18 protein-coding genes are annotated in these 21,670 nt (G+C 59.3%); 9 read left to right on the top strand and 9 right to left on the bottom strand.

The window, feature by feature from the left end:
- Positions 1-178 precede the first annotated feature (178 nt).
- Positions 179-1,153: an arginase gene (locus LGH74_RS24560; RefSeq protein ID WP_226180807.1), complete on the bottom strand. Its 975-nt coding sequence runs from the start codon at positions 1,151-1,153 to the stop codon at positions 179-181.
- 268 nt (positions 1,154-1,421) lie between these two features.
- Here LGH74_RS24560 and LGH74_RS24555 point away from each other — a divergent pair, with 268 nt between their 5' ends.
- Both LGH74_RS24555 and LGH74_RS24550 read left to right on the top strand, forming a co-directional pair.
- Positions 1,422-2,822 (top strand): type III PLP-dependent enzyme domain-containing protein, encoded by a 1,401-nt coding sequence (locus LGH74_RS24555; RefSeq protein WP_226180805.1) that lies wholly within the window; start codon positions 1,422-1,424, stop codon positions 2,820-2,822.
- 102 nt (positions 2,823-2,924) lie between these two features.
- Complete coding sequence (locus LGH74_RS24550; RefSeq protein WP_226180803.1) at positions 2,925-3,074, top strand: hypothetical protein; 150 nt, start codon at positions 2,925-2,927, stop codon at positions 3,072-3,074.
- Positions 3,075-3,513: 439 nt separating this feature from the next.
- Here LGH74_RS24550 and LGH74_RS24545 read toward each other — a convergent pair whose 3' ends face one another.
- A complete protein-coding gene (locus LGH74_RS24545; RefSeq protein WP_226180801.1) occupies positions 3,514-4,050 on the bottom strand; it encodes a D-glycero-alpha-D-manno-heptose-1,7-bisphosphate 7-phosphatase in 537 nt (178 codons plus the stop codon).
- Positions 4,051-4,133: 83 nt separating this feature from the next.
- Between LGH74_RS24545 and hemG the strand changes: the two genes are divergently transcribed.
- Genes hemG through LGH74_RS24530 form a run of 3 tightly spaced genes read left to right on the top strand, consistent with a single transcriptional unit; the run spans position 4,134 to position 7,273 of the window.
- Positions 4,134-5,465, top strand: coding sequence for a protoporphyrinogen oxidase (gene hemG, locus LGH74_RS24540; RefSeq protein ID WP_226180799.1), 1,332 nt, complete (start codon positions 4,134-4,136; stop codon positions 5,463-5,465).
- A 17-nt stretch (positions 5,466-5,482) separates the two neighbouring features.
- The gene (locus LGH74_RS24535; RefSeq protein ID WP_226180797.1) at positions 5,483-6,289 is read left to right on the top strand and encodes a polyprenol monophosphomannose synthase; all 807 of its coding nucleotides are present in this window, start codon (positions 5,483-5,485) and stop codon (positions 6,287-6,289) included.
- A gap of 42 nt (positions 6,290-6,331) precedes the next feature.
- On the top strand, positions 6,332-7,273 hold the full coding sequence (locus LGH74_RS24530) for a TerC family protein (protein ID WP_226180796.1): 942 nt from the start codon (positions 6,332-6,334) through the stop codon (positions 7,271-7,273).
- 71 nt (positions 7,274-7,344) lie between these two features.
- Here LGH74_RS24530 and LGH74_RS25170 read toward each other — a convergent pair whose 3' ends face one another.
- Positions 7,345-9,489, bottom strand: a complete 2,145-nt coding sequence (locus LGH74_RS25170; RefSeq protein WP_226180793.1) for a transglycosylase domain-containing protein — start codon at positions 9,487-9,489, stop codon at positions 7,345-7,347.
- Positions 9,490-9,650: 161 nt separating this feature from the next.
- Between LGH74_RS25170 and purB the strand changes: the two genes are divergently transcribed.
- From purB to LGH74_RS24510, 3 genes are all read left to right on the top strand, one after another.
- The gene (gene purB, locus LGH74_RS24520) at positions 9,651-11,015 is read left to right on the top strand and encodes an adenylosuccinate lyase (RefSeq protein ID WP_226180791.1); all 1,365 of its coding nucleotides are present in this window, start codon (positions 9,651-9,653) and stop codon (positions 11,013-11,015) included.
- A gap of 200 nt (positions 11,016-11,215) precedes the next feature.
- Positions 11,216-12,898, top strand: coding sequence for an autotransporter outer membrane beta-barrel domain-containing protein (locus LGH74_RS24515; protein WP_226180789.1), 1,683 nt, complete (start codon positions 11,216-11,218; stop codon positions 12,896-12,898).
- A gap of 223 nt (positions 12,899-13,121) precedes the next feature.
- A complete protein-coding gene (locus LGH74_RS24510; RefSeq protein ID WP_226180787.1) occupies positions 13,122-13,790 on the top strand; it encodes a helix-turn-helix transcriptional regulator in 669 nt (222 codons plus the stop codon).
- Here LGH74_RS24510 and LGH74_RS24505 read toward each other — a convergent pair.
- Positions 13,777-14,262 (bottom strand): hypothetical protein, encoded by a 486-nt coding sequence (locus LGH74_RS24505; RefSeq protein ID WP_226180785.1) that lies wholly within the window; start codon positions 14,260-14,262, stop codon positions 13,777-13,779. The genes LGH74_RS24510 and LGH74_RS24505 overlap by 14 nt on opposite strands.
- A 274-nt stretch (positions 14,263-14,536) precedes the next feature.
- On the opposite strand from LGH74_RS24505, the gene LGH74_RS24500 reads away from it, so the two are divergent.
- Positions 14,537-15,634, top strand: coding sequence for a glycosyltransferase family 9 protein (locus LGH74_RS24500; protein WP_226180783.1), 1,098 nt, complete (start codon positions 14,537-14,539; stop codon positions 15,632-15,634).
- Positions 15,635-15,829: 195 nt separating this feature from the next.
- On the opposite strand, the gene LGH74_RS24495 is transcribed toward LGH74_RS24500, so the two are convergent.
- The 5 genes from LGH74_RS24495 to LGH74_RS24475 all read right to left on the bottom strand — a co-directional run bounded on the left by LGH74_RS24495 (position 15,830) and on the right by LGH74_RS24475 (position 21,291).
- The gene (locus LGH74_RS24495; protein ID WP_226180782.1) at positions 15,830-16,954 is read right to left on the bottom strand and encodes a glycosyltransferase; all 1,125 of its coding nucleotides are present in this window, start codon (positions 16,952-16,954) and stop codon (positions 15,830-15,832) included.
- Positions 16,955-17,101: 147 nt separating this feature from the next.
- Complete coding sequence (locus LGH74_RS24490; RefSeq protein WP_226180780.1) at positions 17,102-18,088, bottom strand: glycosyltransferase family 2 protein; 987 nt, start codon at positions 18,086-18,088, stop codon at positions 17,102-17,104.
- Positions 18,081-18,608: a DUF4199 domain-containing protein gene (locus LGH74_RS24485; RefSeq protein ID WP_226180778.1), complete on the bottom strand. Its 528-nt coding sequence runs from the start codon at positions 18,606-18,608 to the stop codon at positions 18,081-18,083. Before LGH74_RS24485 ends, LGH74_RS24490 begins: the two co-directional genes overlap by 8 nt.
- Positions 18,609-18,644: 36 nt before the next feature.
- Positions 18,645-19,175, bottom strand: a complete 531-nt coding sequence (locus LGH74_RS24480; RefSeq protein WP_226180776.1) for a DUF4199 domain-containing protein — start codon at positions 19,173-19,175, stop codon at positions 18,645-18,647.
- 52 nt (positions 19,176-19,227) lie between these two features.
- Positions 19,228-21,291: a BatA domain-containing protein gene (locus LGH74_RS24475; RefSeq protein ID WP_226180774.1), complete on the bottom strand. Its 2,064-nt coding sequence runs from the start codon at positions 21,289-21,291 to the stop codon at positions 19,228-19,230.
- Positions 21,292-21,670 lie beyond the last annotated feature (379 nt).

Genomic DNA, 21,670 nt, shown 5'->3' with positions numbered 1-21,670 from the left:
ATTGAACGTCATGTCGAACAAAGCGAGACATCTCGCGCACAATGGTAATCAATTGCCAATGTGGGAAGGATACTCCAGTTTCGCGGACGCTAGGTGGAGCATAACAGTTACTTTGGCAACGTCAGCACGCGAGATGTCTCACTTTGTTCGACATGACGTTCTTCTTGAAAGGAAGCTCCTACCGGCTCGTCACATCTTCCATGCGCAGGCGCTCCAGAATGGCATCGGTGGCGGTTTCCAGAATATCAAAGGCATTCTTGGCCATCGTATTCTCGTTGTCGAGCGTGGGGTTTATTTCCACCATTTCGAAGCACACCACCCGGTCGTTTTCCAGCAGGGCGCGGCAGAGTTGCATAGCTTCCTCTACGTTCAGGCCATCGACTACGGGCGTGCCGGTGCCTTTCGAGAAGCGCGAATCCAGCGAATCGACATCGAAGCTGATGTAGACCAGGTCGCAGAAGCGCAGCCGCTCGTAGATTTCGCGGGCTATCTGCCGGGCGCCTTTGGCTTTGAACTCGGGCAGCTTGAAGTTTTTGATGCCCAGGCGCTCAATCACCGCGTCTTCCTCGTGCTCGGTGTCGCGCACAACTACATACACCAAGTGCTCGGGGCTGAGTTTGGGGCCTTCCTCGCCCAGGTTTTGCAGCCGCCGCCAGAAAAATTCGGTTTCCGGGTCCAGCTCGTTACGCTGGCACTCGCGGTTGTCCTCGTTCAGGGCCATGGCCAGCGGCATGCCGTGGATGTTACCGGAGGGCGTGGTGTAGGGCGAGTGAATGTCGGCGTGGGCATCAATCCAGACCACGCCCAGCGTCTTGTAGGGGTTGGCCGCCTTGATGCCGGCAATAGTAGCGGCGGCGTTGCTATGGTCGCCGGCCAGCACTACTGGGAATTCGCCGAACCGGAGCGTCTGCTCCACGGTACTGGCAATGGCCTTTTGCACGGTGTACACCGAATCGATGTGTTTGGCAAAAGGAAAATGGTTTTTCTCGAACAAGACGTGGTTCTGATCCGGCACGGCTACGGCGTTGAAGCGGCGGAAATAGTCACAGCCTTTGTTGAGACAGGCAATCCGGAGGGCATCGACCCCCAGACTGGCCCCACGAGTCCCGGCCCCGAGTTCGGAGCGGACTTCGATGAGCTTGATGCGGCGCATACTTACATGGGCAATAAAAGGTAAAAGGGTTTGAGCTTGCCGATTGAGCGGGTGGGAATTCCTCTCAGGCTTAGCGCGTACGGACCTTCCGCCGCGACCAACGAACAAAGCACAACCAAAACCCCGCAGGCGGGGTATCTTTGCGGGCACTAAGTTCGGAAAGTTGGTTGTCAGTTGCTAGTTGTCAGTTGTCAGTATTGTTCTGCTTACTGATAATCAACAATTTCACTAACAACCGACAACCAGCAACTGACAACTAACCCCGTCAATGGATACCTACCACGACCTGATTTCCCAAACCTTTGATTTTCCCACCCAGGAGTTCCGCGTCGAGCAGAACGAGCTGCGCTTCAACGACATCGACCTGATGGCCCTGGTGGAGAAGTACGGCACGCCGCTGCGCCTCACCTACCTGCCTAAAATCTCGTCCCAGATTCAGCGGGCCAAGGAGTGGTTCCGCATCGGCATCGAGAAAACCGATTACCAGGGCCAGTATTCCTACGCCTACTGCACCAAGGCCTCGCACTTCAGCTTCGTGGTGGAGGAAGCCCTGAAAAACAACGTGCACATCGAAACCTCCTCCTGGTTCGATACCAACATCATCCGGGCCATGCACGCTAAGGGCAAGGTGTCGAAAGACACGTTTATTATCTGCAACGGCTTCAAAACCGAGGAATACAAGTCGGAAATCACGCGCCTCATCAACGACGGCTTCGTGAACTGCATGCCGATTCTGGATTCGCCCAACGAGGTAGATTACTACCACGACAACGTGCGCGAGAAGTGCAACGTGGGTATGCGCTTGGCTTCCGACGAGGAGCCCCGCTTCCAGTTCTACACCTCCCGCCTGGGCATCCGCTACGCCGACGCCATTCCGCTCTACGAGCAGAAAATCAAGGAGGACCCGCGCTTCGAGCTCACGATGCTGCATTATTTCATTAATACCGGCATCAAGGACACGTCGTATTACTGGTCGGAGCTAAGCCGCTTCGTGCACAAATACTGCGAGCTGCGCAAGGTGTGCCCCACCCTCACCACCATCGACATCGGCGGCGGCCTGCCCATCCAGACCTCGATTCAGAAGGAGTATGACTACCCTTACATGATTGAGGAAATTCTGCGCACCATCAAGCGCATCTGCGGCGAGGAAGGCGTGCCCGAGCCCCACATCTTCACCGAGTTCGGCATCTTTACCGTCGGCGAGTCGGGCGCTACCATCTACAGCATTCTGGACGAGAAGCTGCAGAACGACAAGGAGCTCTGGTACATGATTGACGGCTCGTTTATCACCAACCTGCCCGACACCTGGGCCCTGAACCAACGCTTTATCATGTTGGCTCTCAACGGTTGGGGCAAAAAGTACAAGAAAATCCAGCTCGGCGGCCTCACCTGCGACTCCCAGGATTACTACAACGCCGAGAAGCACATCTACCAGGTGTTTCTGCCCGAGCGCAAGCCCGCCGACGAGCAGCCGCTCTACGTGGGCTTCTTCCACACCGGCGCTTACCAGGAAAGCCTTTCGGGCTACGGCGGCGTGAAGCACTGCCTGATTCCGGCCCCCAAAATGGTTATCCTCGACCGCGCCGAAGACGGCACGCTTACCGACCGGGTGTTTGCCGAAGAGCAGACCGGCGAGTCGATGATGCGCATTCTGGGCTACCAAAACTAGCCGCCCAAAAACTTCTGGTCCGGATAGTTGAACGTCCGGGCCAGAAATTGTACTTTTGATACTGGTATAGTTTCTCTTACAACTCTTTTGGTTTTTCTCGGGATGAAAAAGCTACTCTTATTGGCCTCCGTGGCCCTCGTTGGTCTGAGCGCGTGCAACAAGACGAAATGCCCCGCTTACGGCTCTAAATCGGCCAACCGGGTGTCTTCTACCATCACCGCTTCGGCTGCTACGCCCGCCGAGCGCCAGTAGTTACGGTGGCTTAGCCACTGTCTCCCGATTGCATAAACGCCGACTTTCTGCCCCGCAGAAGGCCGGCGTTTTTCGTGAATAAAGGTCATCTTTTTGTGTTGAACGAATAAGTACAATTTTGAGGTTATAGAATCGTTAAAAGAGTCGAAAGCTGCTGCTCCTGTTGCTGTAGACCTATTCCCTCACTTCACCGATTGTACTTACCCATGAGAAAGCTGTTGATTATGGCTGTTGGATTTCTCGCTGCCTTCAGCTCTTGCCGTACCAAGTGTCCGGCGTATTCGGCAACCAAGCCGGCCACTCAGGTTGCCTCGCCGGTACTGGCCATCACCGCCCAACCCGAGCGCCAGTAAAGTAGCGTGTGTCAGTAACCATACGGCCCGTTTCCTGCGCAGGAAACGGGCCGTTCGATTTTTCTAATTCTTGCTCAACGCTCAACTCAGCTACTGAGAATTAAATCGGTGGCGGCGCGCAGGTCGGAGGCGTAGCGCTCGGGGCGGGCTTCTTCACCCTCGCCTACCAGAATGCCGCGCACGCCTACCCGGGCCCCGGCTTCCAGGTCGCGGAGCCGGTCACCGACTATCCAGCTCAGGGTCGGGTCGATGCGGAAGCGGGCTATGGCTTTTTCCAGCATCAGCGAGTCGGGCTTGCGCATCAATGATTCGCTGACGCTGGGGTGGCCGCTGGCGAAGTACAAGGCGTCGATGGCGTGGTGGCAGGTCGCCTGCAGCTTGTCGTGGCAGGCCTGCACCTCGCGGGCGGTGTAGAGTCCCTTGGCAATGCCGGCTTGGTTGGTTACGACAATCAGCCGGTAGCCGACGGCTTTCAGGCGGGCCAGGCTTTCGGGCACGCCGGGCAGCACCACAAATTCTTCGGGCCGCCACACATAATGGCCAATTTCTTTGTTTAATACGCCGTCCCGGTCCAGGAACACGGCCTTCTCGCGGACCGCCGCGGAGGTTACTGCTGCATTCATGCCGTCAAAGCTACAGATTCCGGTTCAGGGGCTTATAACTGCGGGCGGGCGGTTACCTTTGCCCGTTCATTACCCAGTGCATTATGCGGATTGCAATTCTTGGCGGCGGTATTTCGGGCCTCACCCTGGCTTTTTACCTACAGCGGGCCGGCGTGACCTACGACCTGTTTGAGGCCAGCCCCTTACCCGGCGGCAACATCCGCTCCGAACACCACGACGGCTACCTGCTCGAAACTGGCCCCAATTCGCTGCAGCTCAGCGACGAGCTGCGCGACCTGCTGGAAGACCTTCACCTCACCGACCAGATTGAGGAAACCGCCGCCGTGAGTGCCAACCGCTACGTGCTGCGGGCTGGCAAGTACCAGAAGCTGCCCGGCTCGCCGCCCGGCCTGCTAATGAGTGGCTTTTTCAGTCTGAAAGCTAAATTCAGCATCCTGCGCGAGCTGCGCCGCCCAGCCCAGCCACCCGACCCTACCGAAACCCTGGCCGGCTTTTTTCGCCGCCGCTTCGGCTCCGAAATCGTGGATTATGCCCTTAATCCGTTCATTTCGGGCATATATGCCGGCGACCCGGAACAGCTGCTGCTCCACAAGACCTTTCCGAAAATGGCCGAGCTGGAGCAAACTTACGGCTCGGTGCTGAAGGGCTTGGCCAAAAGCGGCGCGGCCGGTGGGCGGCGGCGCATTATCTCGCTGCACGACGGGCTGCAGGTATTGCCCAAAACCCTGGCCGCCCAGCTCACCAGTGCCCACTTCGGCCGGGCCGTAACGGCGCTGACGCGCACGGCGCAGGGCCAGTACCAACTCGACACCAGTACCGGCCCCACCGCCACGCCCTACGATGCGCTGGTGCTGGCATTGCCCACTTACGCGGCCGCGCCCCTGCTGCAGCCGCTGTTTCCGACGGCGGCCGCTGCTTTGGCAGCTGTTTATTACCCGCCCATGACGGCCGTGTATACCGCCTACCAGCGCGCCGACGTTACGCATCCGCTGGATGGCTTCGGGGCGCTGCATCCCAAAGTGGAGCAGCCCTACGCCGCCGGCAGCATCTGGACGAGCTCCATTTATCCGAATAGGGTGCCGGTCGGACACGTTTTGTTTACCACGTTTGTTGGGGGTACGCAGTATGAAGCACAGGCGCGGCAACCGGCCGCCGAGCAACTGCAGCAGGTACACGCCGAGCTGAGCCGCCTCTACGGAATCCGGGCGGTGCAACCCACGTGGCAGTACCGGTACTCTTGGGAGCGGGCTATTCCGCAGTTCGACCACCTCATCGGGCCGGCCCACACCGCCGCCGACCAGCTCGTGGCCGACAATATCTACACCACCGCCAACTGGCGGGCCGGGGTTGGGGTGCCCGACTGCATCCGTCACGCCCGCGCCTTGGCCGAAAAAATTGCGAAGGGCGCAAACTGAATCTTTATCTTTGGCCAATGAATAAGGGGCTCGTCCTGATACCAACCTACAATGAGCGCGAAAATGCGGAGCTGATCATCCGCAAGGTGTTTTCGCTGCCCAGAGGCTTCGACGTGCTCATTATCGACGACGGCTCGCCCGACGGCACGGCCGGCATCGTCCGGACGCTCCAGCAGGAGTTTCCCGACCGGCTGTTTCTGGAAGAGCGCAGCGGCAAGCTGGGCTTGGGCACGGCCTACATCCACGGCTTCCGGTGGGCCCTGGCGCGGGGCTACGAGTACGTGTTTGAGATGGACGCTGACTTCTCCCACAACCCCGACGACCTGCTGCGCCTCTACGATGCCTGCGCCGTGGAGGGCTACGACCTGGCCATTGGCTCGCGCTACATTCAGGGCGTGAACGTGGTGAACTGGCCCATGGACCGGGTGCTGATGTCGTGGTTTGCCTCGGCCTACGTGCGCATGATTACCGGCATGCCCATTGCCGATGCCACGGCCGGCTTTAAATGCTATACGGCCCGCGTGCTGCGCACCATTCCGCTCGACCGGATCCGCTTTGTGGGCTATGCTTTCCAGATCGAGATGAAGTGGCTGGCTTATAAGTATGGCTTCCGCATCAAAGAAGTGCCGATTATCTTCACGGACCGCACACGAGGCACTTCCAAAATGACCAAGGGCATCTTCCAGGAGGCCTTTTTCGGGGTGGTGCAGATGAAGCTTAGCAGCCTGTTTCGCACCTTCGACCGGGTAGCTCCTGCTGCGGTGGGCGCCGCCGGCCCGGCTGTTTCGGCCCAGACTGCAACCCCGGCCCCCGAATCCCGGTAAGCTCATCGTAGCGCGGCACCGCTGGCCGCCGCTGGTGCGCTTATGGAAAACACGCTCCCGTTCTGGGTTGGCTTCAACGCCTTTGTATTGGCTATGCTGATGCTCGATTTGCTGGTGTTCAACCGCAAAGCGCACGTGGTCAGTATGCGGGAAGCGTTGAGTTGGAGTGCGTTCTGGGTGGCGCTGTCGTTGGGGTTCAACTACCTCGTGTACCGTACGATGGGCAAGCAGGCCGGCATGGAGTTCCTGACCGGCTACCTGATTGAGAAGTCACTGAGCGTCGACAACCTGTTTGTCTTCCTGCTCATCTTCACCTACTTCAAGGTGCCGCTGCAGTACCAGCACCGCATTCTGTTCTGGGGTGTTATCGGGGCGCTGGTGCTGCGGGGTATCTTCATCCTGGCCGGGGCGGCGCTGTTAGCCAAGTTTCACGTGCTGATGTACGTGCTGGGCGCTTTCCTGGTATACACCGGCATAAAGATGGCCCTGAATGCCGGGGAGCCCGAAATTAACCCCGACGACAACCCGGTGGTGAAATTTCTGAGCCGCCATTTGCCCATCACCAGCAAGTTTGAAGGCGGCAAGTTTTTCGTGCGTAAAGAGCGGCTCCTGTTTGCTACGCCCCTCTTCGTGGTGCTGGTCATGGTCGAAACCACCGACGTGGTCTTTGCCGTCGACTCCATTCCGGCCATTCTCGCCATTTCCCGCGACACGTTTATCGTCTATACATCCAACGTGTTTGCGCTGCTGGGGCTGCGGGCCCTGTATTTCGCTCTGGCCGGCCTGATGCAGCTGTTTCACTATCTGCACTATGGCCTTTCGCTCATTCTGGTTTTCATTGGCGGCAAGCTGCTCATTGCCGACTACTACGTACTGCCAATGAGCATTTCGCTGGGCGTGGTGGGCTTGCTGCTGCTGGGCTCCGTGGTATTGTCGCTGCTCTTTCCGCGTAAGGATGCGCCGCCCCTGCCCCCAATTGAATAAGGCCGTACCTATTACCAAAAAGCCCCGCCGAAAGACATTCGGCGGGGCTTTTCTGTTCTTAATGTAGCTACTTATTGCTTCGGCGGCGTGGCTTCAGTGGGCGGTACGGCGTTGGTGTTTACGCCCGCGTCGGGAGCTTCGCCGCCCAGCAGATCAATCAGGTTGAGCGGCTCAAACTGGGTGGAGTCGGCGGCGAAGGTGGTACGAGTGGTGTCGGGGCGCACGGCGCGGAAGATGGAGCCGTGCGCCCGGCCGGGGAAGCTCAGGTTGTAGGTAACGCTGTTGCGGTCGGCCTCCGAAATCATACCCTTGCGCTCCATCAAGTCGGCAATGAGGCGGTGGAAGTAGCGGGCACTGCTGCGCATTTCGCCGTACTGGTTGAACGAGGCCTGGTAGCGCTTGGGCCGCGGAATGATGCTGGCCAGGTACAGGCTTTCCGACAGGTTCAGACTAGCGGGCTGCTTATCGAAGTAGAAGCGGGACGCCTCGTTTACGCCGTACACCTTGGGGCCCCACTCGATGATGTTCAGGTAGACCTCGAACATCCGCTCCTTCGATACTAGCCGGGTATTCTCGATGAGCCACACGATGAGGGCTTCCTCAATCTTGCGGGTCACGGTTTTCTGCCGGGTCAGAAACACGTTTTTCACCAGCTGCATCGAAATGGTACTACCGCCGCGGGCAAACCGTTTTTCCTTGATGTTCTGGATGGCCGACTTCACAAAAGCCTTTTCCATGAAGCCCTTGTGGGTCATAAAGCGCGGGTCTTCGGCCGTCTGGATGGCAGCTTTCAGGTAGTCCGACACCTCGTTGTAGGGCGTGAACTTCGGGTTGGAAGGCCCCACGGCAAAGGTTTTGATGGAGTCGCCCTGGTCGTTGTAGGCCGTGTAGAGAAAGTCCTCGTTGAGCTTGTTCAGGTTTTCGCGGCCGAAGCGGCTGATGCGGAAGTTCTTGGGCGTGAGGCCCGAGCTGAACTGCAGGCTGTCGAGCTGGTTCATGTCCAGAGCCAGGTGCAGGCGGTAGGTAAGCGTGCCTTCACCCTGCATGCCTTCCAGGGTGTTGAACATACCCTCGGGCAAGGCCGCGAAAAACGTATTGGCCGCCGTTTCCGCCGATTCCACGTCGGCTTTCACCTGTAGGCCAGCCAGGGTTTCACTACGCTTGCGCAGCCCGTTGATCATTTTGCCCACTACTCGCTCGTTTACGGGCAGCTTGCGGATGCTGATGACGGGGAAGAACTCCATCCGGTTCAAAGTCACTTTCGTGCCTTTTTCCAGGGCGGCAAACGCCTGCCCCAGCCGGGCTACAAACTCGATACCGCCGCGCGGGAAACGCACGTCCCGGTCGGAGAGCTTCGGGTGATTCACGATGAAATTGGCGGCCGAAGCGGTGCCGCGCACCGTCAGTTCGTCGTCGTCCAGCTCCTTATCGGTCAGGCTGAAGCGCAGCGTGTCGAACTGCACCCGGGCACCGTAGCGGCGCAGCACGTAGGGCAGCGTTACGGGGCGGCGGTTCAGACCAAACACCTCGGCATTGAGGGCATAGTCGCCGGGCTCGACGTGGCCCTGCACGCCCACGCGGTTTTCGACCGAATCGACGACGGCCGTAAGCTGGCCGCTGATGTCGCCATCTTCAATAGCCAAGCGTGGCATCGTGATGCGAGCCTCGTGGGTGGGGCTGCTGTAAGTCACGAGGAAGTTGCGGAAATCGGCTTCCTCAGGAATGTTGTCGAAAGCGCCTTCGAGCAGTTGGTTGGCTAGCAGGCCGTAGTTCACGCCCTTGGTCGTGTCGCGGGCTACCGTGGGCTTGGCACCCTTCTTCTTGTAGAGGAAGGAGAAGTTGTCGGTACGGGCCGTTTTGCGGGCCGTGAGTTGGGCATCACTGATTTCGAGGTTGCTGAAGACGGGCCGCCCGGCAAACAATGACCGGACGCTCAGGGACACCGTGAGCTGGCGGGCTCGCAGCAGCGTATCGGCGCTGGCGGTGGTGGGCACCATGCTCATACCATCGATGCGCACGGTGTTGAGGTCGGTGAAACGAGCGGTTCCCAGCGTCAGGCTAACTGGATATTTCCGCTCTACTTTGGCTTTTACCTGCTGCAGCGCGTAGTCGAGCAGTTCCTGTCGTTTGAGCAGAAATACGCCTAGGGCCACGCCCAATAGCACCACGAGGATGCCCAGGCCAATGCCTATTTTTTTCTTTGTAGCTGAAGTCACGCGAACGGGGAGAGAAGAAACAGAAGCGGCAGGCATAGGCCAGTTTCGTGCCGAACCTGCCGCCGCTCGGGTAACAAAGGTAGCGAAAAGCACTGCGCGGGCCGTAGCCGCGCCGCCTCATTTGCTACCTTTGGCGCACTCTGGCCAACTTCCTTCTACGCATGACTGCTGCTGCCGACTACGCTGCCCTCTCCCCACTTACTGCCGTTTCGCCCCTCGATGGCCGCTACCGCCGCCAAACGCTGCCGCTGGCCGCCTATTTCTCGGAGCTGGCTCTGATCCGCTACCGGGTGCTCATCGAGGTCGAATACTTCATTGCGCTCTGTGAGCTGCCTCTGCCCCAGCTACAGGACGTGGATGCGGCTGTTTTCGGGGCGCTGCGCGGTATCTATAAGGACTTTACCCTGGCCGATGCCGAGGCGGTGAAAGCCCACGAGAAAGTAACCAACCACGATGTGAAGGCCGTGGAATACTTCCTGCGCGACAAGTTTGCGGCCCTGGGCCTGGGCGGCTACCTGGAGTTCATCCACTTCGGCCTGACCTCGCAGGATATCAACAACACGGCTATTCCGCTGAGTTTGCAGCACGCGCTGCTGCATTCTTTGCTGCCGGCCTACGCGCTGGTGCGCAACCAGCTGGCCGCCCGCGCCGCCGAGTGGGCCGCCATTCCAATGCTAGCCCGTACCCATGGCCAGCCGGCCTCACCTACGCGGCTGGGCAAGGAAATCCAGGTGTTTGTGGCCCGCCTCGATGCCCAGGTGGAGCTGCTGGCCCAGGTGCCATTTGGAGCCAAGTTCGGCGGGGCTACCGGCAACTTCAACGCCCACCAGGTAGCCTACCCGCAGGTCGACTGGAAGCAGTTTGCCGACGTATTTGTGAATAACCGCCTGGGGCTGCACCGCAGCCAGCCTACCACCCAGATTGAGCACTACGACCACCTGGCCGCCACCTGCGACGGACTCAAGCGCCTCAACAACATCCTCACCGACCTGGCCCGCGACGTGTGGCAGTACATTTCGCTGGGCTACTTCCGCCAGACTATCAAGCCGGGCGAAGTGGGCTCGTCGGCCATGCCGCACAAGGTGAACCCCATCGACTTTGAAAATGCCGAGGGCAACCTGGGCGTAGCCAACGCCCTGCTGGAGCACCTGGCCGCCAAGCTGCCTATCAGCCGCCTGCAGCGCGACTTGACCGACTCCACGGTGCTGCGCAACCTGGGTGTGCCGCTGGGCCACACGCTTATTGCGCTGAACTCGCTGCAGCGCGGCCTCGACAAGCTGGCCCTCGACGAAGCGGCCCTGCACCGCGACTTGGACGCCAACTGGGCCGTGGTAGCCGAAGCTATCCAGACTGTGCTGCGTCGCGAGGCCTACCCCGACCCCTACAACGCCCTCAAAGCTCTGACCCGCACCGGCGAGGCCATTTCCGAAACCAGCATCCAATCCTTCATCGACACGCTGGACGTGAGTGAAGCCGTGAAGACGGAGCTGCGGGCCATTACGCCGCATACTTACGTGGGCATCTAGTGAAGCTGTTAAGACTGCCAAGCCTAGCGAGACATCTCGCGTGCAACAGTAACCAGATTACTTTGGCAACCTCAGCACGTGAGATGTCTCGCTAGGCTTGAAGTGCAGAATAGTCGACATGACGGGTTAATGGGTTTTGTATGACTTTCTAAGCCGCTTTCGTATTTGTTGCCAATACGTCTCTTTCTTATTCTACCTCTATGAAAAAAATTCTACTACTAGCCGCGCTGCTGGCGGGCCCCGGCTTAACTCAGGCGCAAAGCTGGCAATGGGTGGCCGCTGCCACCGGTACCGGTAATGCCCGCATCTACGCCAGCGCCACCGACGCCTCCGGGGCCACGGTAGCCGGCGACTTCACCGGCACTATCAGGCTGGGCAGCTTCACGCTCACCAGCGCCGGCAACCGGGACGTGTTTGTCGCCCGCCTGAATAGCGGCGGCACCTTTACCCAAGCCGTAAGGGCCGGCGGACCAGCCGAAGACTACGCCAGGGCCATGGCCCTGGCCGCCGATGGTACGGCCACCGTGCTGGGCGGTTTTTATAGCGCCACCGCCGAGTTTGGCGCTACGAGCCTGGCCAAAGCAGGTACTACCAACGGAGCCGAGGTCTTCGTGGCCCAGCTCAGCAGCACAGGCACCTGGACGCGGGCCGTGCAGGGCGGCAGCCTGGCTGCAAACTACCCGGCGGCACTGGCCCTGAATACCGCTGGTGATGCCATCATAACGGGCTTTTTCTACGGTCCCACGACCAGCTTCGGCTCCACGACCCTGTCCAATACCAATCCGACCGGTAGCACAGCCGATGTTTTTGTGGCTCGCTTAAGCAGCGCCGGTACCTGGACGCAGGCGGTCCGCGCGGGCAGCAGTGGCGACGACCGGGGTGAAGGAGTAGCCCTAGCGGCCGACGGCACGGCTTTGGTAGTAGGTTCTTTCCAGGGCCCAAGCATGAGCGTGGGTAGCTTCTCGCTGACCAACGCAGATGCGGCGGGGTTGACCAATGATGCATTTGTGGCCCGTCTGGGCAGCACGGGCACCTGGACCCAGGTTGCCCGCATGGGTGGCCCTGGGTCTGACCAAGCCCGGCGCGTGGCCCTCGATGCCGCCGGCAATGCCACCGTTGTGGGTTCGTTCAATAGCCCGACCATCAGCTTTGGGACGTTGCCCCTGACCAATGCCGGCGGCACTACCGGTACCTCCGACGTCTTTGCTGCCCGATTTACCCCGGCTGGCATCTGGAGCCAGGCTGTGCAGGCTGGTGGCAGCGGCTCCGAAGCCGCCTTGGCAGTGGCCATCAGCGCTAATGGGCAGGCCACGGTTGGTGGGTTGTTTACCAGTCCTAGTGCCCCGTTTGGCGGTTTGTCGCTCACCAATGCCGATGCTGGCGGCAACTCCTACGACCTATTTGTGGCCCGCCTTAACGTCGAGGGCTCGGCCTGGACGCAAGCGGTCCGGGCCGGGGGCGGCAGTGATGAAACCGTTGTGGACCTAGCGTTGAACAGCTCCGGTGAAGCTACCATTGCCGGGCTCTACCTACGCACTACCACCATTGACTTTACTACTCTGACGTCGACTACCTCGACCGACGACACGGGCTTCGTAACCCGCACCTCCGGCCTGATGCTAGGCGTGCGCCAGGCGGCCGGCGTCGCGTCATTGGTTGTGTACCCCAATCCCACTGCCGCCGGCGCTTCGATTACACTGCGCCTGCCCGCGGCCACCCCAACTGCCCAGCCGCTGGTGCTGCGGGATGGACTAGGCCGCGTTGCTCGTCAGCTCAGCATTCCAGCTGGCCGCCAGGAAGTACTGGTGCCCACGGCCGGCCTCACGCCCGGCCTTTACCTACTCGAAGCCGGCCTGAGCCGTACCCAGCTGGTAGTGGAATAATGCTGGTTGGCTGCACCTATGCGTGCAGCTAATTGGCCTCGGTAAGTATTCCTGAAATCAATCGGCTTGCAAGCCGGGATGAACTGCGCGGGCAGTTCGTCCCGGCTTTTTGCTGTTTGGTCGTGGAGTATTGCAACTGTCATTGAATATTCTCTATGTTAGCTGTTGGCCTCCGGGCCGCTCCTCGCTCCGATCCAACCTATCTGCATTTACCACCTGCTGCATGTCCAACGAAGAAGCCATTTCGCATAAAGTGGCGGAAATAGCCGCTACGGCGGCCCAGTACCCAGGCGTCATTATCATCAACAACATTCAGACCCAGGGCGTGGAGTATATGTCGCCGTGGGGGCTGGAGCTACTCCAGATTACCATGCCAGAGCTGCGGGCCCTGGGCGCCGACTACCACACGCGGTTTTTCAATCCGGCCGATGCGGCCGAGTACGCCCCCAAGATCTGGCAGCTGATTGAGCAAAACGAGTTGGGGCCGGTGGCTACGTTTTTTCAGCAGGTGCGCGCCAATGCCCACACGCCCTGGACCTGGTATTTCACCTCCATGCGCCTGCTGCTGCACGATACTCAGGGCGCGCCCCTGCTGCTGCTCTGCGTAGCCTCGCCGGTGCAGCCCGAAACCCACTTAGCCATGCGGGTGCAGCGTCTGCTCGACGAAAACGAGTTTCTGCGCCGCAACGCCGCCACCTTTGCCACGCTCACCAGCCGGGAGCGGGAAGTGCTGCGCCATCTGGCCCTGGGCCACAGCTCCCCCCAGATTGCCCAAACCCTGCACCTCTCGGTGCAAACGGCCGAAACACACCGCCGCAACATTCGCCAGAAGCTCCAGCCCCAGTCGGCGGCCGAGCTGGGCCTCTACGCCCGGGCCTTCAACCTGGTGTAGGCCGCTCCTGCGCAGCCAGCAGCCGGGCTATTTCATCCTTTTCGAAGGCCAGTACCCGCAGGCGCAGCGCCAGCAGCGCGGGTGTGCCGGCGTCACTCTCCAGCCACAATCGGGCTTCGGCCTCGAAGGTGTTCAGCCAGGTTTGCCCCCACTCGTCGGGGAAAGCCTCCCGCAGCGCGGGCAGCACCTGCAGGCGCAGCTGGGCCTGGCGCAGGCGCTGCTGCACCCGGTTCAGGGCCTCCTGGGGCTGGTATTCTTCCAAAGCAATCTTCCGCTGCCGCCTTTGTAGCTGCTGCTGCTCCTCGTGCGAGAGGCGTGGCTCCGGTAAGGGCGGCGCGGGCGCGGGGCCGTAGGGTACCGGCAGCAGCCGGCGCAGCGCATCGAGGCGCTGGTTGGCGGCCAGGGGCATTAGGCGCTGGCCCTTTTCGTCCATCGTCAGAGTGGCCCGTGGCACGAGCAGTAAGTCGGCCACGCGCTGCTGAGCAAGGCCAAAATGAGCCTGCACCAACTGTAAGCGGCCAAGAAACGGGGTTGGCCCCCGGCCATGAGAGAAATTACTCAGTGCCATACGATAGTAGCAGCGGCCTGCTGAAAATTTGTGTCAACTTACTTTGTGGCAAAATTTTTTGTCACAAAGTAAGTTGACACAAATTCCGGAGATACTGCTTGCCGTGAGGGAGCTTTTTCGAAGCGGGCTGCGGCAGGCGTCGCCCCTTCGGCTACCTTTGCGGGATACTCCCTCCCGCATGGCTTCTCTCAACGGCGTTACCGTTCATCCCGACTGCCGCCACTTCCGTGGTGATATTCCCTGCCGTCCCAACAAAGAGCACGGCTACCAGTGTGCCGGCTGCCCCAGCTACGCGCCCATTGAGCAGCGTATCCTCATCATCAAGCTCGGGGCCATCGGCGACGTTATCCGGACCACGCCCCTGCTGCGCCGCCTGCGCCAGGACTACCCCAACAGCAAAATCACCTGGCTCACGCTCACGCCCGCCATTCTGCCCAGCGGGGCCATTGACGAGATTCTGAAGCTGGATTTAACCAGCGTGTTGCAGCTGCAGGCCCGCGAGTTTGATCTGCTTTTCAACCTCGATAAGGACAAGGAAGCCTGCGCCCTGCACGACACCATTCGGGCCACCCAGAAATTCGGCTACACCCTGCACCCAGAGTACGGCGTGGCCTGGCCCGGCAATGAGCTGGCCAACCACAAGTTCCTGACCGGGGTGTTCGACGAGCTGAGCCAGTTAAACCAAAAGCCCTACGTGCAGGAGATATTCGAGCTCTGCGGCTACGAGTTCCGGCACGAGGAGTACGTCTTCGACACCCACCAGGACAAAGGCTACGACTGGAGCGCCCTGCCGGTGGGCAAGCCCCGCATCGGCCTGAACACCGGCTGCGGCGACCGGTGGACGACGCGCCTGTGGAGCGACGAGAAGTGGCTGGAGCTAATCGGAAAGCTGCAGCAGGCCGGTTACGCACCGGTATTGTTGGGCGGCACGGCCGAGGATGAGCGCAACCAGCGCCTATACGCCGCTACCGGCGCGGCCTACCTGGGCACCTTTCCGCTGGAGCAGTTTATCAACCTTATGTATCAGATGGACGGCATCGTGACGCAGGTGACGATGGCCATGCACATCAGCATCGCGCTCCAGAAACCCACGGTGCTGATGAACAATATCTTCAACCCCTACGAATTCGACCTCTACGGCCGCGGCCAGATCGTGCAGCCCGAGCGGGCGTGCGTATGCTTCTACCGGGGCAGCTGCAAGCTAGGCACTAGCTGCATGGAAGAGCTGCCGGCTGCGAAGGTGTTTGGGGCAGTGCAGGCCAGCGTGGCGGTGTAACGCCGTTTGAGTTGTGTGTCCTTGCAAGACGCAGCCGTGGGAATCCATCCTCTGCGAAGCACAAAATGACCTTTTATCAGAAAAGCCCTTTCCTGTTGCGCATGGGAAAGGGCTTTTCACTGAAGGAAGCTCGTCACATTTCAGAGGATGGATTGCTTCGCTCCGCTCCTGATGACAGACGAAACCTTTATACGCCTACCCCGCTACGGCTTTTAGAGCTGTTATCATCTCGCTCCACGAAAACTCCTTTTTCTTGGCCCACACGCCGGCCGTAAACTCAGCTTCGCGTCGGTGCTCGTAGAAATCAACCAGGGCGTTGGCAATGGCTTTGGGGGTGGGCTTCACCACGTAGCCCACTTCACCGTCGGGAATGAGTTCGGCCAGGCCGCCCACGTCGGTTACCAGCATAGGCCGCTCAAAGTGGTAGGCAATCTGGGAGACGCCGCTCTGGGTGGCGTTTTTGTAGGGCTGTACCACCATATCGGCGGCGCAAAAGTAGTCGGCTACTTTCTCGTTGGGGATGAAGTCGGTGGCCCGCACCAAGCGGCTTTCCAGGTCGTACTGCCGGATTAGAGCCTCGTAGGGCGCGGCATCCTCATAATACTCGCCGGCCACGATAAGCTTGACGGGCAGCTGGCGCAGCCGCTCGTCGGCAAAGGCTTCGAGCAGTATATCGAGCCCCTTGTAGGCCCGGATGAAGCCGAAGAAAAGCAGGTAGCCGAACTGTGGGTCGAGTTGCAGAGCCTGCACGGCCGCAGGTTTGGGCTTCAGCGGGCCGAAGTTGTCATAGAGCGGATGGGGCTGATATTGAGCGGGCTGTTTGAAGTGGAGCCGGCGCAAATCGGCCAGCACTGCGCGGCTCATGGTCACGAAGCCGTGGCAGGCCGCGAGGAAGTAGCGCGTAAGCGGCCGGTCACCGGGGCGCTTCTCGTGCGGAATGACGTTGTCGGTAATGGCCACGATGCGCGAGTGGCGGTTGCGCCGGATGCGGCGGGCTATGTAGCCCAGGGCGGGCCCCATAAACGGCAGCCAGAACCGGAAGATGACCAGATCGGGCTTCTCGCGGCGCAGCTTTTCCCCCACCTTCCACCACGACAGCGGATTGACGGAGTTGATGCTGACTTCAATGTCGAGGTCGGTGGGGCCGGCTTCGGTGCTGAACTGGGTTTGACCCGGAAACAGAAAGTCGGGGTACTGCAAACTGAACGTGACGAGCCGTACCTCATCCCCGGCCTGCTGAAATGCCCGCGCCAGCCGCTCGTTGTAGGTAGCAAGGCCGCCGCGCAGCGGGTAAGCCGGACCGATAATGACGACTTTCATAGGTTATCAGGGTAAAGTAAAAACTTCCTGTCGATCATTCTGCGCCTCAAGCAGAGAGGAGACATCTCGCGTGCAATAGTAATCAGATTACCATTGCACGTGAGATGTCTCCCGCTGGTCGACATGGCTTGCTACGACTGCACTACCTCACTCGACGTTCAGCTTGTCCCGAATCAGGTAGTCATTGATTCGCGGGCCGTTGAGTTGCACCATCTCGGCCAGAAAACCCGCCAGAAACAGCTGCATGCCCACAATAACGGCTACCAGGGCCAGGAAAAACAGGGGCTGATCCGTCACGTCGCGGGCGCGCATATTGTGGAACGCCAGGTACATCTTCTCGCCCACCAACCAGAGCGTAATGAGCATGCCCAGCAGAAACGACACCGAGCCCAGCGTACCGAAAAAGTGCATGGGCCGCCGCCGAAACCGGCTCACGAAGGTAATGGACATCAAATCCAGGAAGCCATAAACGAACCGCTCCAGCCCGAACTTGGTGACGCCGTACTTGCGCTCCTGGTGCTGCACGGGCTTTTCGCCGATGCGCCCGAAGCCGTTCCACTTGGCAATAACCGGGATGTAGCGGTGCATCTCGCCGTAGACCTCAATGCTCTTGACCACGCGCTGGTCGTAGGCTTTCAGGCCGCAGTTGAAGTCGTGCAGGCTGATACCCGAAATCCAGCGGGTGGCGCCGTTGAAGAGCTTAGTCGGAATAGTTTTGCTCAGCGGGTCGAAGCGCTTCTTTTTCCAGCCGCTCACCAGGTCGTAGCGCTCCTCCACAATCATGCGGTAGAGCTCGGGTAGCTCTTCGGGCGAGTCCTGCAGGTCGGCATCCATGGTACACACCACGCGGCCGGTCGTTTCCCGGAAGCCCGTGTTCAGGGCCGCCGACTTGCCGTAGTTGCGGTTGAAGCGGATACCGCGCAGGTGGGTATCGGTCTGGGCCAATTCCTCAATTACGTCCCAGGAGTTGTCCGTCGAGCCGTCGTCCACCAGAATAACCTCATAGGTCAGCCCGTGCTGGGTAAGTACCCGGTTGATCCAGCGGGTGAGTTCCGGCAACGACTCGGCTTCGTTGAGCAGGGGAATGACGATGGAGAGCTCAACGGGGAAATGGGACGACAAACGCTTACTCAAACTCGGGACGGTTATGCTTGGTGAAAGCCGAGGCAACCAGGGAAATAATCAGCCCCCAGAACAGCACGCCCAGTATTACGGTGGCTATCATGAACGGGCCGGTCATCATCTTTTGCATCCAGCTGATGCTCGTATCTATCTGGTCCTGGCTGCGGCCTTCGGTTTCCATCTTCGCCCGCATGCCTTCTATCATGTTCGTTACAGATTCCGGGTCAATAAACTCGGCGTAGACGTAAGAAAACAGACCCGATACCACTCCTGCCACCAAAGCAATGAGCAGGCCTAAGCCCAGCCCCTGCCCAAATGACATGAAGCCCTGATGCTGCCGCTTATAGTCCTTATGCGCCAAAATGATTCCGGCAATCAGCGCCAGATAAATAACGTTATTGACCGGATTGGCAGGGTCGGTGAACAGCAGCCTGATGACAAACGAAAGCAGGCACATCACCAGGCCGGCCAGCAAGCCATACCGGATGGCAATGCTGGTGGTGGAAGCGGCGGGAGCAGTAGAGTTTTCCATGTTCCGAAGGGTAGTAAAACGGTAAAACGATAGGTACTATTTGCGCAGAAATACGCCGCCGGGGAAGCTCAGCAAGAGCACAAACAGCAGCTTCTTCATGAAGTCGTCGGTAGCCAGCCCCTGGGGGTTCAGGGCCCTCAGCCCCTGAATCGTGCGCTCGTATGCCTCCTTACCGCCAGGCTGCCGCAAGTAGTCGGCTTTGGAGCCCTGAGCAATCCGAATCATGGAAGCTTTGCTAGCCTCAACCTTCTCGGGGCCGGCCAACTGGGCCACCCCATACACGCCCATAGCCGAGGTGCTGGCCGCCAGCAAGCCCGTCAGCAGCCCCACGCTGATGGCGCGCTTCATACCCGGGCCTTCCGGCTGCAAATATCTGCGTAGCATCCACTGGCTGGCAATTACGGCCACCGGGGGAATAAAGAGCGACATAAGCCGCTTGGGCCCGAAGGGGTCATTGCCGGTTAGCAACAGGCCCAGCAGCCAGAAAGTACACAACAAACCAGCGCCGACGCCAAAACGCAGGGCCGTACGCAATACAGTTTGGGCAGGGGTAACTTCAGACGACACGGACGAAAAGCAAGTGAGGCGGCAAGATAGAGGACTTTGCCCGAATTATGCCTTAGGCCGCTACTGCGGCCGCTACTCGTTGCGGGCGGCCCATAAAGCGCAACAGCAACACTTCGGTCAGCAGAAACACCAGAGCCAGTAGCAGGCAGTAGCGCCACAGGGGCGTACCCACACGCTGGGCTTTGTAGTGCGCCGCCACCGAACGGTCGGTACCACTCTCATACACTTGAATGTTCGGCCGGTTCGGCCCGATCAGCTGCCGCAGCTCTGCTGCCGAATAGTAGCTCAGTTCCGATTCGTCCTTGTCGATGTTCAGGGCCAGCGTAGTCAGCACCCGGTTGTTGTACACCACCTGATAGAAACCAGCCTCCTGTACCGTAGCCGGAATCGTGAGCCGCAACGTGCCAGCTTCCCAGCGCTGGGCCGGAACGACCGTCAGGCTATCTTTGCGCAAGCTCACCACGGGCTCATCTCGTTGGCTCCGGCCGGCCGGCAGCACCAGGTTAAGGGCAATGGTGCTTTGGTTGAGCCGGTAGGCCACGCGCTGCTCGGTCTGGTAGCTGAGCATCGCCAAGCGGTACATCACGGGCACAAACAGGGCATGCTGGGTAAAATCGGAGTAGCTGGGCTGAAACGGTGCGGCAAAAAGGTAAACTTTACCTTTACCGCTGGTGAAGCCCGCCAGAAATCCGTCCCCGTTGCGCATCTTCAGTACATCCGTGCCCGAGCGGGACCAGCGTAGCACTGGGGCAGCCTTAGGCATTACTGCCCGCTGGTTGGAAGCGGCAAACACATCCTGGAAGAACGGGTTCTGCAGGTTTGGAGCGGCTACGTCCTGCAACACGGGCGTAGTGCCAGGGCTTTTCTCCCACTGCACGCCCCCGATGCCCAGTTCCCGGAACAATCGGCTGTACTCTTCCTGCATTTCGGTGCCCCCGGCTGGCGGCACAATTACCAATGTAGCGCCCTGCAACACTGCCCGTCGCAGATTTTCGCGCAAAGCATTATCAAGACGGGGTATTTCTTCTAGTACCAGCAGATTAGCCGCGTTAAGCTGGCTGTAATTCAGCCCCTGAGCCGCGCTGCTGCTGGCCGCAAACATGGTTTCATTGGCATATACACGGCCGGCCCGGGCAGTCTGCGGCGCGCCAATGTTTATGATGCGAATCTGTGGGGAAGCCTGCAGCGTGAAATAATACGTGTTATCAAACGTCACGGGGAAGTCCTCCACCTCTACCCGGCATGGCTGTACTGCCCCATCGGGTAGCTGTACCTGCACTGCCGTTACCACACTCTCATGAGCCGGCACGCTGGCCTGATACGCCGCCACCTGCCGGCTTCCTACAAATACTTTAACCTGAACGTTGGAGGTAGCCAGCATACCGCCGTTACGTAGCCGCACACGCAGACTCACATCAGCACTAGAGCGCACAAAGGCATCGTCCAGCAGCACACTGTCTACGTATATATTCGCCGTTTCCTTGGCCTGTAGCGGCACCAGATACACCTGACTAGTGCTGTCGGCCAGCAGCTGCTGTGGAGTTATTCCCTTCTTCTGAAAATCAGAGAAAACGAATGTCTGCTGAGCTTTCTCGGTGCTACCAGCCCGCCCTAACCAAGAGTTCAGACTTTTGGCCTGCCCCGTTACAGCAAGCTGCCGGACTGCAGTCTGGAAAGCTGTTGCTGACAGCAGAGACGAGGAAACTGTAGGGAGCAAATAGCGTGCGGAGGCCGGATATACGGTTGTGAGTTCTTCCGCCTGCTCCACAGCCTCGTCCAGCAATGGTGTATCGGCTTTGCCTTCCACCACCATACTCGGGGATGCATCAATAATAGCAGCAACCGTCCCTGTTTCACCAAGCAGCTTCTGTTCGGGAGCCGGTAGAAAAGGCTGACAGAAGAGCAGCACCAATGCTACCACAAAACCAATACGCGCGGCCAGCACCAATAAATGCTTCACCTTTCGCTGCCGGGCGGTGACAAGCTTTATTTCTCGAATAAAGCCAACGTTAGTAAATAAGAGCCGCTGCGGCCGACGTAATTCAAAAAAATGAATTGCAATCGGAATACTTACGGCCAGTAGGCCCAACAGAAACCACGGATACGCTAAAGCCATCAGGATCAAAATGAGTATGTGAAGGTAACAATCAAAGTTGCCTTACTTACTCAATCCAGAATCAATTTCAGCAGCCACACAAAGGCCGTTAATCAAATACAGCCGCTCTAATTGAATGTATCCTAATAAAAATGCCACAGGAATATCCGAAAGGAAGCTCAGCTGCCAGAGTTATTCTGTACCTATCCTTTCAAAAAGTAAAGGATAATCCACCATGTACCCTCTAACTACCCCATCCAGTGAGGAGTGGTGGGGCGGGTAGGGAGGGCTGTAAACGAGCAATGCCCCGTCCGCAGCACGAGGCGCGGAGGGGGCATTGGCAAAGAAAAGGTTGGCGGCGACCGACTCTCCCGCCGGTGAAGGCAGTACCATAGGCGCT

The sequence above is a fragment of the Hymenobacter lucidus genome (assembly GCF_020447265.1).
Classification (GTDB): Bacteria; Bacteroidota; Bacteroidia; order Cytophagales; family Hymenobacteraceae; genus Hymenobacter; species Hymenobacter lucidus.
The sequence above is the reverse complement of the archived record's forward strand: the minus strand, read 5'-3'. Positions and strand labels throughout refer to the sequence as shown.